At 53.7% G+C, this 14860-nt stretch carries 13 protein-coding genes; 6 read left to right on the top strand and 7 right to left on the bottom strand.

All coding sequences use genetic code 11. From position 1 onward, the window contains the following. Positions 1-107: 107 nt before the first annotated feature. Positions 108-770 carry a carbonate dehydratase gene (can, locus tag FND52_RS14505; RefSeq protein ID WP_125293636.1) on the top strand — a complete coding sequence of 221 codons (663 nt, stop codon included), beginning with the start codon at positions 108-110 and terminating at the stop codon, positions 768-770. Positions 771-796: 26 nt separating this feature from the next. Here the strand turns inward: can and hpt are convergent, their stop codons facing one another. Beyond that, positions 797-1333, bottom strand: coding sequence for a hypoxanthine phosphoribosyltransferase (hpt, locus tag FND52_RS14500; RefSeq protein ID WP_167509364.1), 537 nt, complete (start codon positions 1331-1333; stop codon positions 797-799). Positions 1334-1527: 194 nt separating this feature from the next. Between hpt and FND52_RS14495 the strand changes: the two genes are divergently transcribed. Next, positions 1528-3927, top strand: coding sequence for a glucose/quinate/shikimate family membrane-bound PQQ-dependent dehydrogenase (locus FND52_RS14495; protein ID WP_144131513.1), 2400 nt, complete (start codon positions 1528-1530; stop codon positions 3925-3927). A 50-nt stretch (positions 3928-3977) separates the two neighbouring features. Here FND52_RS14495 and cueO read toward each other — a convergent pair whose 3' ends face one another. After that, entirely contained in the window at positions 3978-5528 is a 1551-nt protein-coding gene (gene cueO, locus FND52_RS14490) for a multicopper oxidase CueO (RefSeq protein ID WP_144131579.1), read from the bottom strand. Positions 5529-5674: 146 nt separating this feature from the next. On the opposite strand from cueO, the gene FND52_RS14485 reads away from it, so the two are divergent. From FND52_RS14485 to speD, 3 genes are all read left to right on the top strand, one after another. Next, complete coding sequence (locus FND52_RS14485; RefSeq protein WP_125293639.1) at positions 5675-6022, top strand: YacC family pilotin-like protein; 348 nt, start codon at positions 5675-5677, stop codon at positions 6020-6022. Between the two features lie 151 nt (positions 6023-6173). Continuing rightward, positions 6174-7040 (top strand): polyamine aminopropyltransferase, encoded by an 867-nt coding sequence (gene speE / locus FND52_RS14480; RefSeq protein WP_144131511.1) that lies wholly within the window; start codon positions 6174-6176, stop codon positions 7038-7040. 14 nt (positions 7041-7054) lie between these two features. Then, on the top strand, positions 7055-7849 hold the full coding sequence (gene speD / locus FND52_RS14475) for an adenosylmethionine decarboxylase (protein ID WP_125293641.1): 795 nt from the start codon (positions 7055-7057) through the stop codon (positions 7847-7849). A gap of 67 nt (positions 7850-7916) precedes the next feature. On the opposite strand, the gene FND52_RS14470 is transcribed toward speD, so the two are convergent. From FND52_RS14470 to yacL, 4 genes are all read right to left on the bottom strand, one after another. Continuing rightward, positions 7917-9218, bottom strand: coding sequence for a TRAP transporter large permease (locus FND52_RS14470; protein WP_125293642.1), 1302 nt, complete (start codon positions 9216-9218; stop codon positions 7917-7919). Continuing rightward, entirely contained in the window at positions 9218-9739 is a 522-nt protein-coding gene (locus FND52_RS14465; protein WP_125293643.1) for a TRAP transporter small permease, read from the bottom strand. The genes FND52_RS14470 and FND52_RS14465 overlap by 1 nt, the downstream gene beginning before the upstream one ends. Positions 9740-9785: 46 nt before the next feature. Then, positions 9786-10784 carry a TRAP transporter substrate-binding protein gene (locus FND52_RS14460; RefSeq protein WP_144131509.1) on the bottom strand — a complete coding sequence of 333 codons (999 nt, stop codon included), beginning with the start codon at positions 10782-10784 and terminating at the stop codon, positions 9786-9788. A gap of 480 nt (positions 10785-11264) precedes the next feature. Beyond that, positions 11265-11627, bottom strand: a complete 363-nt coding sequence (gene yacL, locus FND52_RS14455) for a protein YacL (protein WP_125293645.1) — start codon at positions 11625-11627, stop codon at positions 11265-11267. Positions 11628-11815: 188 nt separating this feature from the next. On the opposite strand from yacL, the gene FND52_RS14450 reads away from it, so the two are divergent. Next, the gene (locus FND52_RS14450) at positions 11816-12199 is read left to right on the top strand and encodes a hypothetical protein (protein WP_167509363.1); all 384 of its coding nucleotides are present in this window, start codon (positions 11816-11818) and stop codon (positions 12197-12199) included. Between the two features lie 49 nt (positions 12200-12248). Here the strand turns inward: FND52_RS14450 and acnB are convergent, their stop codons facing one another. After that, positions 12249-14846 (bottom strand): bifunctional aconitate hydratase 2/2-methylisocitrate dehydratase, encoded by a 2598-nt coding sequence (acnB, locus tag FND52_RS14445; protein WP_125293647.1) that lies wholly within the window; start codon positions 14844-14846, stop codon positions 12249-12251. Positions 14847-14860 lie beyond the last annotated feature (14 nt).

Genomic DNA, 14860 nt, shown 5'->3' with positions numbered 1-14860 from the left:
GGATATACAGTTACCTTGTATCGCACAAAAGTTATGGTGTTTAAAAAATAATTGAGTTGCCTTATATTACATCAACGCAATCCCACGGTTACAGGTTGTTAACCTAAATGAAAGACATTGACGCACTCATCAGCAATAACGCTCACTGGTCCAAAATGCTGGTGAAAGAAGATCCTGGTTTCTTTGAACGCCTTTCTCAAGCGCAAAAACCGCGCTTTCTGTGGATCGGCTGCTCCGATAGCCGCGTTCCCGCCGAACGCTTAACTGGCCTTGAGCCGGGTGAACTGTTTGTTCACCGTAACGTTGCCAACCTGGTGATCCATACCGATCTCAACTGCCTGTCAGTGGTGCAGTATGCGGTGGATGTCCTTGAAGTTGAACACATTATTATTTGTGGGCACTACGGCTGCGGCGGTGTCCAGGCCGCGGTTGAAAATCCGGAATTGGGCCTGATCAACAACTGGCTGCTGCATATCCGTGATATCTGGTTCAAACACAGCTCCCTGCTGGGCGAGATCCCGCAGGAACGCCGTCTGGATACGCTGTGCGAGCTAAACGTGATGGAACAAGTGTACAACCTTGGGCACTCCACCATCATGCAATCTGCGTGGAAACGCGGACAGAAAGTCACGATCCACGGTTGGGCCTACGGTATTCACGACGGTCTGCTGCGCGACCTGGACGTGACCGCCACCAGCCGCGAAACGCTGGAACAGCGTTATCGCAACGGCATCTGCAACTTAACGCAGACGCATACCAGCCATAAATAACACTAAAGGGGCCGCGGCCCCTTTGTTTACTCGTCCAGCAGAACGACTTTGCCGATGTAGGGCAGATGGCGGTAGCGCTGGGCATAGTCGATGCCGTACCCCACCACGAATTCATCGGGAATAGAGAAGCCGATAAACTCTACTTTCACATCCACTTCGCGACGCGACGGCTTGTCCAGCAGGGTGCAGATCGCCAAGGATTTCGGCTCGCGCAGGCTTAAAATCTCGCGCACTTTCGACAGGGTGTTGCCGGAGTCGATGATGTCTTCCACGATCAGCACATCTTTGCCGCGAATATCTTCATCCAGATCTTTTAAGATTTTCACATCGCGAGTCGTGGACATGCCGCTGCCGTAGCTTGATGCGGTCATAAAATCGACCTCATGCCCAACCTGCACTTCACGACACAAATCGGCCATAAACATAAACGAACCGCGCAACAGGCCCACCAGCACCATCTCACTTCCGCTGTCGCGGTAGCGTTCAGTAATCTGACGCCCAAGTTCGACAATACGCGCTTTAATCTCCGCTTCGGAGATCATCACTTCAACAGTATGTTTCATATCGCTAACCATATGATTTAAGAACTAAATCATTAAATACTGGCGTTTATTTCACCAGCACTAATTCGTAAGGCAGGCAGTATAACAGTAATTAGCGCGTCGGGACCTATTCTGAAAAAAAGCTCTTTTTGTGATTAAGATCACACATGTTAATAACTATAATTACTTGCTACTAAAATATTACGAGTGTGATTATGGCGGAAATAAAACATAAACAATCATCACTAATTGTGGTGTTAACAGCCCTGTTCGCAGTTCTGTGCGGGCTGTATTTATTGATTGGCGGGGTGTGGTTAGTCACATTAGGCGGTTCCTGGTACTACCCGATTGCGGGCCTGGTGATGCTTGGCGTTGCCTGGCTGCTGTGGCGCGGTAAACAGTCGGCGCTCTGGCTGTATGCGGCGCTGCTGCTCGCGACCATGCTGTGGTCAATCTGGGAAGTCGGCTTCGACTTCTGGGCATTGACCCCGCGCTGCGATATCCTGGTGTTCTTCGGCATCTGGCTGATCCTGCCGTTTGTCTGGCGAAAACTGCCGGTGATCTCGCGCCCTGCTCTCCCCTCAATGATGGTGACGCTGATTATCACCGCCGGTATTCTCGGATGGGCCATTTTCAACGATCCGCAAGAGATCGACGGCACCCTGAAAACCGATGCGGCGGCAGCCACCACCACTGCTCCGGCGATCCCGGACGGCGACTGGCCTGCATACGGCCGTAACCAGGAAGGGCAACGCTTCTCTCCGCTTAAGCAGATTAACGCGGATAACGTTCATGAGCTGAAAGAAGCCTGGACCTTCCAGACCCGTGATGTGAAATTGCCCACCGACCCGGGCGAAATCACCAACGAAGTGACGCCGATTAAAGTGGGCGATACGCTATACCTGTGCAGCGCGCACCAGCGTCTGTTCGCACTGGATGCGGCCACCGGGAAAGAGAAATGGCACTTCGACCCGCAGCTGAACGCCAATCCGTCGTTCCAGCACGTGACCTGTCGCGGCGTCTCTTACCATGAAGCGCGCGCCGACAGCGCCAGCCCGGACGTAGTGGCCGATTGTCCGCGCCGTATCATTCTGCCGGTTAACGATGGCCGCCTGTTTGCCATCAACGCCGATAACGGCAAGCTGTGTGAATCCTTTGCCAACAAAGGCATTCTCAATCTGCAAACCAACCAGCCGGTGACCACGCCGGGCATGTATGAGCCGACGTCGCCGCCGATCGTGACCGATAAAATTATCGTGATCGCCGGCGCGGTGACCGATAACTACTCGACCCGCGAGCCGTCAGGCGTGATCCGTGGTTTCGATGTCAATACCGGCGATCTGGTCTGGGCGTTCGATCCGGGTGCCAAAGACCCGAATGCGATCCCGTCGGATGAGCATCATTTCTCCCTGAACTCCCCGAACTCCTGGGCGCCTGCAGCCTACGATGCGCAGCTGGACCTGGTCTATCTGCCGATGGGCGTCACCACGCCGGATATCTGGGGCGGCAACCGTACCGAAGAGCAGGAGCGTTACGCCAGCTCGATTGTGGCGCTTAATGCCTCCACCGGTAAGCTGGCCTGGGCTTATCAGACCGTCCACCACGATCTGTGGGATATGGATATGCCTTCCCAGCCGACGCTGGCGGACATTACCGACAAAAACGGCAATGTGGTTCCGGTGATTTATGCGCCGGCGAAAACCGGCAATATCTTCGTGCTGGACCGTCGTGACGGCAAACTGGTGGTTCCGGCTCCGGAAAAACCGGTGCCACAGGGCCCGGCGAAAGGCGACCGCCTCTCCCCGACCCAGCCGTTCTCTGAGCTGAGCTTCCGTCCGACCAAAGATCTGAGCGGGGCGGACATGTGGGGCGCGACCATGTTCGACCAGCTGGTGTGCCGCGTGATGTTCCATCAGCTGCGCTACGAAGGGATCTTCACCCCGCCGTCTGAGCAAGGCACGCTGGTATTCCCGGGTAACCTGGGGATGTTTGAGTGGGGCGGTATTTCCGTCGATCCGAGCCGTCAGGTGGCGATTGCCAACCCGATCGCCCTGCCGTTCGTGTCGAAACTGATGCCGCGCGGCCCGGATAACCCGATGGAGCCACCGGAAACTCCGCATGCCGCCAGCGGTCAGGAAACCGGGATTCAGCCCCAGTACGGCGTGCCGTATGGCGTCACCCTGAACCCGTTCCTGTCGCCGTTTGGTCTGCCGTGTAAGCAACCGGCATGGGGTTACATCTCCGCACTGGATCTGAAAACCAACGAAGTGGTGTGGAAAAAACGTATCGGGACGCCGCGCGACAGCCTGCCGTTCTCGCTGCCATTCCCGCTGCCGTTTAACCTCGGGATGCCGATGCTCGGCGGGCCGATCTCCACCGCTGGTAACGTACTGTTTGTTGGCGCAACCGCAGATAACTATCTGCGCGCCTACAACATGACAAACGGTGAAAAACTGTGGGAAGGCCGGCTGCCTGCGGGTGGCCAGGCTACGCCGATGACCTATGAGGTTAACGGTAAGCAGTACGTGGTGATTTCCGCCGGGGGTCACGGCTCGTTCGGCACGAAGATGGGCGACTACATTGTTGCCTTCGCGTTGCCGGATGACGCGAAGTAATCCTCAGCGTTAAACAGCAAGGCCGCGAATCATTCGCGGCCTTTTTTGTTTTACGCGACGGTAAAGCCCAGCATCATGCCGGTATCCTCATGCTCCAGCAGATGGCAGTGCGCCATATAGGCCTGCTCCGCCGACGCCGGATGATCGAAACGCACCAGCACCTCGCTGCGCGCGCCTTCTACCCAGACGGTATCTTTCCAGCCCGCGCGATGAGCGGCTGGCGGTTTGCCGTTTTCACTTAGGATGCGGAACTGAGTGCCGTGGATGTGGAACGGATGCATCATCATGTCGCCCTCCCCGGAAATGGTCCAGCGCTCATACTGCCCGCGCTGGGCGGCAAATGCCGGTTTGGCCATATCAAACGCCAGCCCGTTAATTTTATTGGCATGGTGGAAATCCATATTCTGGTGGCCCATGCCGCCATGGTTCATCTTGCCGTGGCCCTCCATACCGTGGTGCATGCCCATGCCGGCCAGCGCCTGTTTGCCGTATTTTTGCTCCAGCGCCTGCATCCCCATCATGTCGAGCATCGGGTCCATCATCAGCTGTAGCCAGCGTTCTTTAGCATTGGCGCTGTCAGGTATCGCGGGCATGTCGACCAGCTTGTCAGGCAGTTCGCCGGATGCGGTCACTACCAGCGGCTGAATGCGCACCACCGGCACCGGCTTATCAAACGGCGCGACAGTCATGCCGATCTGTTTCACCGGCAGCGTTACGATATCGAACGGCGTGTTGTCGCGGTTTTCTACCAGTACTTCAAAACGCTCGCCCATGATCATCGGCAGTTCGGTGACTTTAACCGGCTCGGCCAGAAAGCCGCCATCGCTGGCGACCACATACAGCGGGCGACCATCGCTGGCGGCGATATTCAACGAACGGGCGTTACAGCCGTTCAGCAAGCGCAGGCGCAGCCAGCCGCGCGGCGCGGCATGTTGCGGATACGCCGCGCCGTTACACAGCAGCGTGTCGCCAAACCAGCCTACGGCGGCGCTCATTACATCCAGCTGATAATCGATCTGGCCGTCGGCCCCGAAGCGTTTGTCCTGGATAATCAGCGGAACGTCATCAATGCCCCACTGCTGCGGCAGACGCAACAGGCGGCTATCGTTATCTTCAATCAGCACCAGACCCGCCAGCCCCATCGCCACCTGATGCCCGGTTTTGCCGTGTTGATGCGGGTGGAACCAGCAGGTGGCGGCGCGCTGCTGCGGCGTAAAAGAGACGGTGCGGGTTTCGCCGGGTTTGATTACGCCCTGCGGGCCGCCGTCTACTTCGCCGGGCACTTCCAGACCATGCCAGTGCAGCGTGGTTTCTTCCGCCAGGGTGTTATGAATATTGACAGTGACGGCCTTTCCCTGGCGCAACTGGAGCGCCGGGCCGAGCAGGTTGCCGTTATAGCCCCAGGTGGCCGCCGCTTTACCGTTAAACAGCGTCTGCCCCGCCTGAATGGTCAGGCGGATGCGGCTCTCGGCATCAGCAGATAACAGATTAGGAATAGGTAAAGCGGGACGATCGGCGGCGAGGGCAAAGCGGCTCCACAGCGGTAACGCGCTTGCTGCGCCCAGCACGGCGGAATATTTTAAAAAGTCGCGGCGATGCATGTCGATTTCCTTATGGTTCGCAGGCGTAATTTTGAGCATAAACCCTCCCCTAAGCGGAAGGTCAAGCCTGCGGCATAATAATAAAGATCGTCGTGAAATACGGAATTGTGCTAACTTTCTCACTTCAGAGAGGAGTTCCAGGCGCGATGATGAAGTGGGTCAGATTGGTGTTGCTCGGTGGGTTGCTCGGATTCTCCGCCAGTAGCTTTGCATTAAGTGAGTCTGAAGCCGAAGATATGGCTGATCTTACGGCGGTTTTTGTATTTTTGAAGAATGACTGCGGCTATCAAAACTTGCCCAACGGCCAAATTCGACGCGCGCTGGTGTTTTTCGCTCAGCAAAACCAGTGGGATCTCAGCAATTACGATAGCTTCAATATGAAAGCGCTCGGCGAAGACAGCTACCGCGATCTCAGCGGCATCGCCATCCCCACCGCCAAAAAATGTAAAGCCCTGGCACGCGATTCGCTCAGCCTGCTCGCCTACGTCAAATAATTCCCTCCGTTCGGCCTGAAGCTTGCTGGCGTTCAGGCTGCGTGTCTCTCCCACCTTTCGTTGATGAAATATTGACCGTGCATCAGAGTAAGATGTTAGCTATCATGTTGCGCCATTTTTCCATGAATGTTAACGAAAGAGGGTTCTGCCAATGGCCGAAGCAAAAGTGTGGCAGGAAACGCTGCACGACCAGTTTGGACAATACTTTGCCGTTGATCATGTGTTGTATCACGAAAAGACCGATCACCAGGATCTGATCATTTTCGAGAACCGCGCATTTGGCCGCATCATGGCGCTGGACGGCGTGGTGCAAACCACCGAGCGTGATGAGTTCATCTATCACGAAATGATGACCCACGTACCGCTGCTGGCACACGGCAACGCAAAGCACGTGCTGATTATCGGCGGCGGCGATGGCGCAATGCTGCGTGAAGTAACGCGCCATAAAAACGTCGAAACCATCACCATGGTGGAAATCGACGCGGGCGTGGTGTCGTTCTGCCGCCAGTATCTACCCAACCATAACGCCGGAAGCTATGACGATCCGCGTTTCACGCTGGTGATCGACGACGGCGTTAACTTCGTCAATCAGACCACCCAAACCTTCGATGTGATTATTTCCGATTGCACCGACCCTGTCGGACCCGGCGAAAGCCTGTTTACCTCGGAATTTTATCAGGGCTGTAAACGTGCGCTGAATCCGGGCGGGATTTTCGTGGCGCAAAACGGCGTCTGCTTTTTACAGCAGGACGAAGCCGTCGGCAGCCATCGTAAACTCAGCCACTATTTTGGGGACGTGAGTTTTTACCAGGCAGCGATCCCGACCTACTACGGCGGCATTATGACTTTCGCCTGGGCCACTGATAACCCCGCGCTGCGCCAGCTCGATCTGAAAACTATCCAGATGCGCTTTGCCGACGCCGGTTTAACCTGCCGCTACTATAACCCGGCAATTCACGCGGCCGCTTTCGCTCTGCCGCAATACTTGAACGACGCGCTGGCTCGCCAGGCATCCTAAGGAGGTGAACAAAATTGAAAAAGCTTAAACTGCATGGCTTTAATAACCTGACCAAAAGCCTGAGTTTTTGTATCTACGATATTTGCTACGTCAAAACGGCGGAAGAGCGCGATGGCTACATCGCTTATATCGATGAACTGTATAACGCAAACCGTCTCACCGAGATCCTGACGGAAACCTGCTCCATCATCGGCGCGAACGTGTTGAATATCGCGCGCCAGGATTACGAGCCTCAGGGTGCCAGCGTGACCATTCTGGTCAGCGAAGAGCCCGTCGACCCGAAGCTGGTCGATAAAACCGAACACCCCGGCCCATTGCCCGAAGCGGTGGTGGCCCACCTGGATAAAAGCCATATCTGCGTCCACACCTACCCGGAAAGCCACCCGGAAAACGGGCTGTGCACCTTCCGCGCGGATATTGAAGTGTCAACCTGCGGGGTGATCTCTCCGCTTAACGCGTTGAACTACCTGATCCATCAACTGGAATCCGATATCGTGACCGTTGATTACCGCGTGCGCGGCTTTACCCGCGACGTCAACGGCATGAAGCACTTCATTGACCATGAGATCAATTCGATTCAGAACTTCATGTCTGAAGATATGAAAGCGCTGTACGACATGATGGATGTGAATGTGTATCAGGAGAATATCTTCCACACCAAGATGCTGCTGAAAGAGTTCGATCTGAAGCACTACATGTTCCACACCAAGCCGGAAGATTTGACTGAACAAGAGCGTAAAGACATTACTGACATGCTCTGGAAAGAAATGCGCGAGATTTATTACGGACGTAATATTCCAGCGATTTAACGCAGATAAAAAAAACGCCTGACACATTACATCAGGCGTTTTTTATAACAGGGCGCATGTCTCGCGATTAACGCAGACCAAACATCCCCGGCAGAGCCAGGCTCAAGGATGGGATAAACGTCACCGCCATCAGCGCAACCAACAGCACCGCGAAGAAAGGCAACATCGGTTTAATCAGCGACTGGATTTTGACGCCGGAAACTGAGCAGCCCACAAACAGCGCGCTTCCTACCGGCGGCGTACATAGACCAATGCAAAGATTGAATACCATCATGATACCAAAGTGTACCGGATCCATGCCTAACTCGTTGACGATAGGCAGGAAAATAGGGGTAAAGATCAATACTGCTGGAGTCATATCCATAAAGATGCCGACAATTAACAGAATGACGTTAATGATCAGCAGAATAACAATCGGATTATCAGAAACCGCCATCAATCCTTCGCTGATGGTGTAAGGGATATCGGCATTGGTCATTGCCCAGGACATCCCTACTGAAATGCCGATCAACAGCAGAACAATAGCCGTAGTAATAACAGAATCCAACAGAATAGCCGGGAGATCTTTCAGTTTAACCTGGCGATAAATCACCACTGACAAAATAAAGGTATAAACAACGGCAATTGCGGAGGCTTCGGTCGCCGTGAAAATACCGCCTAAAATCCCGCCCATCACAACGACGACCAGCATCAGGCTGGGCAGCGCTTCCCAGAATACCCGTAACACCAGGCCCAGGGTCGGACGTTCCGTTACCGGATAACCACGACGTTTTGCAATAAAGCCCGCAACCAGCATCACACTCAGGCCCATCAAAATGCCTGGTACGTAGCCTGCCATAAAGAGCGTAGCGACAGAAATACCACCCGCCGTGAGCGCATAGATAATGAGAACGTTAGAAGGAGGAATCAACAGCCCCGAAATACAGGAAGTCACGTTGATTGCCGCTGAATATGCCGGATCGTAACCCGCTTTTTTCTGCATTGGTGCCATGGTCCCACCCACCGCGACTGCCGCAGCGACAGCAGAGCCGGAAATAGAACCAAACATCATGTTGGCCATTACGTTCACATGGCCGAGCGAACCGGGTACACGGCCCACTAATACCTGAGATAAATTGATCAAACGTTGTGCAATGCCGCCGCTATTCATCAGTGTCCCGGCGAGAAAAAAGAACGGGATCGCCAACAGTGAAAAACTGTCGAGACCGGTAGCCATTTTCTGGCTGATAACCGTCAGGATAGTTTCGAACGGCAGCATCATCGCCCCCGCGGCAAGGGTCGCGAGTCCAATTGAGAAAGAGATAGGTACGCCAGCAAAAACGAGCAGGAAAAACGAGCCAAACATAACCAGTGTAAGCGTCCAGTCCATCAGGATTTTCCTCCTTCAATTTCTGGTAAAGATGATGCATTTGCATGGCGGGTAAGGGTGTCCAACATATACAACGCGCTATACCAACATATCAGTAGCCCGCTAATCGGTAACACAACATAGACATAGGCCATGGGCATTTGCAGTGCTGGCGAAAGTTGACCTGATTTAAAAACACTCATTAAAAGCGCCATTCCGCCCCAGACCATTGCGCAGGCAGCGAAGAGAAAAACGCAGCCATCAATAAACAGCTGATTGATTAATTTCCGGATGCCTGTGAGTTCAGCAGTGAATAAATCAATACTCAAATGACGGCGTTTACCCACAGCAAATGCTGCGCCCAGTAAGCCCACCCAGATCATACTGAAACGCGCTAATTCGTCCGTCGACGTACTTGGCTGTGATAAAACATAGCGACTAAATACCTGCCATACGACGCAAACTACTAACATCACCATGACAAAAATGGAAAACATCGCCAGTAAGCGATCAATTGGCCTTTTATATTTTTCGATATCCATAGGACACTCCCTGAATAAAGGCGGCATTGCCGCCTTTATGTGTTCCTTATTGAGAAATTTCTTTTGCGACTTCTTCTACTTTTGTGATCCACGGACCACGAGCGGGATCGTTTTTAAATTCGTCGTATAGTGGACGTAAGGCCGCGCGGAAGGGCTCTTTATCAACTTCAATAAACGTAGCGCTGGCCTTTTCTGCTTCTTTTTTAGACTCCAGGACCAATTCATCCCAGGCTTTCATTTGGTTTTGTTCAGATTTTCTAAATACTTTTTCCAGCACCGCTTTATGCTCATCACTGAGACGCGCCCAGGCCTTATTAGACACAATCAAATAGTCGGGTACGGCAGAATGCTGGTTATCCGAGTAGAATTTCGCAACTTCAACATGACGCGTCTGAACGTAGGAGGGCTCGTTATTTTCTGCGCCATCAATCACGCCTTGCTGCAATGCGGTATAGACCTCACCGAAGGGGATCGACACCGGCGAAGCGCCTAACAGTTCGATAAATTTAATGGTTGTCGGCGTGGTAATAACGCGGATTTTCATTCCTTTCATATCCGCAGGAGAATGAATCGCTTTTTTAGCATAGAAACTCCGGGTTCCGCCCACATATGCGGCGACAGGGAAGAAACCTTTTTGTTTGATTTCTTCCATCATTTCTTTACCTACCGCACCATGGATCACCGCCTTGAAATGCGCATCGCTTTTGAATAAATACGGCAGACTGAAAATAGAATAGGCAGGGGTAAACGCTTCTAATTCATTTGCCATGGCTTTTGTCATATCCAGCGCGCCATTCTGCAATAATTCCAGCGTCTCGCGTGGGCCGCCCATTTGGCCACCAGGATAAATACGCAGCTTCATTTTGCCGCCCGATTCGGTTTCAAGATCCTTAGCCATTTGAGCCCAGGTTTGATGCACAATATGGGAGGTATCAAGATTATGAGCTAATTTCAGCGTCACCTTCTCCATGGCTGCGGATGAAAAGGCCAGAGTAGCCAGAGGCAATGCGAGAATCATTTGCGTCGCAATTTTTTTCAATTTCATTTCGATATCCTTTTTTATAAATACTCCGAATTGCTGACAACATACCTAATCGCAGGTAAAAAAAACAGATCGGCATCTCATTAAGAATTTTATGAAACAGCATTTTATAAAAGTTGTGAGGATACTCTTAATTATTGAAAACAACTCAGGAAACAATTAGATGACTAATAAAAAACCATTCGTTTTTTTCTTTTAAATAACTCGGAAAAACCAATATCAATTCTGTTAATCATATTTCATTAACACAAAATCAACCCATTTAACCTTAATAACTCAATTAATAAATAACGTGCAGGCAACGCAGGCAAATGCACTAATAAAAAAACCAAAAAGTACAATATGAAAAAATGATGGGCAAAACCCGGGAAAGCGCGCAGCAGGTTGAATACGGCCAGGAAAGTCGGCCAAAGATAGCCGCTGACGGCCGCAGTGGCAGTCAGCAAGCCCGATGATCAAACAGCGTCTGACAGTTACCTGACGCTATTTTTGCTGAATAAATTCACGATAGGCGCGCAGCACCTGAAGAAAATCCTCCACGCCGCACAGCGACAGGCTCTCTTCATCGTAATAGCTCATCCCCTCCTCCATTTCATCGCCAGAGAAGGCCAGCTGATTGGCGCGCACCATGACTTCTTCGCCATCCAGCCACAGCGTGTATTCATGCCCGGCTCTTTGCCATTGACGTTCGCTGCCGATGACCGACTGCGCTGCCTGCTCCACTTCCTCCAGCAGCGCCAGGTTCTCTTTAACTTCTTCATTAAACCAGTGGCCAATCGCTTCATGGCCCATCGACATGCGTACTCTCACCGTACCGGTAACGTCGCGCAGAAATTCATGATCCATAGTGTTTTCCTCTGCTACACGCCGGGCAAACTGCGCCCGAATCTTCTTATCTGTAATTATCGCAGCACGGCGCAAGAAAAACAGCGCGGCGGGCAGAGGTATCAAGAAAAAAGCCAGCCGGGATGGCTGTGCTATCCTGAGTATCTTCTTAAGGCCTTAAATCGTAATCAGTTATGCAAAAATTGAAAATGTCATTGTCCCCAGTCCTGCTGTTTATTTCCCTCGTCTTTCCTTTTTCCGCCGCGTATGCGGGCGAAGCGGTGCGGCTCGACTGCCTGACCCGCCAGAATGTACTGATCTCCTTTTTTAAATATCACCTCACCACCATGCAGTGGGGCAAACATTTTCAGATTGCTTCTGGCGCGCATAAAGATCACACCCAATCGGGCGTGCGTTACCAAACCTATTCGTTTCGCAATGGCGATGATGTGGTCTATTTCCCGGAGAATGAGCGCTGGTTCATTATTTATGCCGACCAGAAAAAGCCGGAGCGCTGCCGGGTTGAAGAGAGCTTTACCTATCCGGTGGTAAGCCTGCCGCGCTACAGCGGCAAAGAGGATGCCCTGTCGTAAGGCATAAAAAAGGGAAGCGCTGAGGCTTCCCTTTTCGTTATGCGAGGTATCAGACCGCCGTCTGGAAAATTACCCCATCCGCTTTCTCGGTGTACTGGGAAAGCTGGTCGAAGTTCAGATAGCGATAGGTATCCGCGGCGGTTTTATCCACCTGGGAAACAAACGTCTGATACTCTTCCGGCGTCGGCAGTTTGCCGATCAGCGCCGCCACGGCAGCCAGTTCCGCAGACGCCAGGTAGACGTTCGCGCCGGTGCCTAAACGGTTCGGGAAGTTACGGGTAGAGGTCGACACCACGGTCGCACCGTCCGCCACGCGCGCCTGGTTACCCATGCACAGTGAACAGCCCGGGATCTCAATACGTGCCCCGCTCTTACCGAATACGCTGTAGTAGCCCTCTTCGGTTAGCTGTGCGGCATCCATACGGGTCGGCGGCGCAACCCACAGACGGGTCGGCAGCTGGCCTTTATGGGTATCCAGCAGTTTACCCGCCGCGCGGAAGTGACCGATGTTGGTCATGCAGGAACCGATAAACACTTCGTCGATCTTGTCGCCCTGTACGTCAGAGAGCAGACGCGCATCGTCCGGATCGTTCGGCGCGCACAGGATCGGCTCTTTGATATCCGCCAGATCGATTTCGATCACCGCAGCGTATTCCGCATCGGCATCGGCTTCCATCAGTTGCGGATCCGCCAGCCACTTCTCCATGCCCTGAATACGACGCTCCAGCGTACGACGGTCGCCGTAGCCTTCCGCAATCATCCACTTCAGCAGCACGATGTTGGACTGCAGGTACTCTTCGATCGGCTCGCGGTTCAGTTTGATGGTGCAGCCTGCCGCAGAACGCTCGGCGGAGGCGTCGGTCAGCTCGAACGCCTGCTCCACTTTCAGATCCGGCAGACCTTCGATTTCCAGAATGCGGCCAGAGAAGATGTTTTTCTTACCTTTCTTCTCAACGGTCAGCAGACCCTGTTTGATGGCATACAGCGGGATAGCGTGAACCAGATCGCGCAGGGTGATGCCCGGCTGCATTTTGCCTTTAAAGCGCACCAGCACCGATTCCGGCATATCCAGCGGCATTACGCCGGTCGCGGCGGCAAACGCCACCAGACCTGAGCCCGCCGGGAAGGAAATCCCAATCGGGAAACGGGTATGGGAGTCACCGCCGGTGCCAACGGTGTCCGGCAGCAGCATGCGGTTCAGCCAGGAGTGGATCACGCCATCGCCCGGACGCAGCGACACGCCGCCACGGTTCATAATGAAGTCCGGCAGGGTGTGGTGCGTAGTGACGTCAACCGGCTTCGGATACGCAGCGGTGTGGCAGAAGGACTGCATCACCAGATCCGCAGAGAAGCCCAGGCACGCCAGGTCTTTCAGTTCATCACGGGTCATTGGGCCGGTGGTGTCCTGAGAGCCTACGGAGGTCATTTTCGGCTCGCAGTAAGCGCCCGGACGGATGCCAGCGACGCCGCAGGCGCGGCCCACCATTTTCTGCGCCAGAGAATAGCCGCGGTTGCTTTCCGCTACGTCTTTGGCCTGACGGAATACGTCGCTGTGCGGCAGGCCCAGCGCTTCACGCGCTTTGGTGGTCAGGCCACGGCCGATGATCAGTGGAATACGGCCACCGGCGCGTACTTCATCGACAAGAACATCGGTTTTCAGCTCAAAGTTTGCCAGCAGCTCGCCCGTTTCATGGTTGCGGACCTCACCTTTGAACGGATAAACGTCGATCACGTCACCCATGTTCAGGTTATTGACATCAACCTCGATAGGCAGCGCGCCCGCATCTTCCATGGTGTTAAAGAAGATTGGCGCGATTTTGCCGCCCAGCACCAGGCCGCCGCCGCGCTTGTTCGGCACGTTCGGGATATCGTCGCCCATAAACCACAGCACCGAGTTGGTGGCGGATTTACGGGAAGAACCGGTACCGACCACGTCGCCCACATAGGCCAGCGGGTAGCCTTTTTGTTGCAGGGCTTCGATCTGCTTGATCGGGCCAACTGCGCCAGGCTGATCCGGCTCAATGCCTTCACGGGCGTTTTTCAGCATCGCCAGGGCGTGCAGCGGGATATCCGGGCGCGACCAGGCATCCGGTGCCGGAGACAGGTCATCGGTGTTGGTTTCACCGGTCACTTTAAAGACGGTAACGGTAATTTTTTCATCCAGCGTCGGGCGCGACAGGAACCATTCGGCGTCCGCCCAGGACTGCATCACCTGCTTCGCATAGCTATTGCCCGCTTTGGCTTTTTCTTCCACATCGTAGAAGTTATCGAACATCAGCAGAGTATGGGACAGCGCTTTCGCAGCAATCGGCGCGAGTTTGTCGTTTTCCAGCGCGTCCACCAGCGGATGGATGTTGTAACCACCCTGCATGGTGCCTAACAGTTCGATGGCTTTTTCAGGGGTGACCAGCGGGGAGGTTGCTTCGCCTTTGGCAATTGCAGCGAGGAATCCGGCTTTAACATAGGCGGCTTCATCAACGCCCGGCGGTACACGATTGGTCAGCAGATCTAACAGGAATTCTTCTTCGCCCGCGGGCGGATTCTTCAGCAGCTCGACGAGCGCGGCCATTTGGGTTGCATCTAAGGGTTTTGGAACAATCCCAACGGCTGCACGTTCTGCTACGTGCTTACGGTATTCTTCTAGCACGACGGTTCTCCTCG

Origin of the sequence: Atlantibacter subterraneus (assembly GCF_007570865.1) — a bacterium.
Taxonomy (GTDB): Bacteria; Pseudomonadota; Gammaproteobacteria; order Enterobacterales; family Enterobacteriaceae; genus Atlantibacter; species Atlantibacter subterraneus.
The sequence above is the reverse complement of the archived record's forward strand: the minus strand, read 5'-3'. Positions and strand labels throughout refer to the sequence as shown.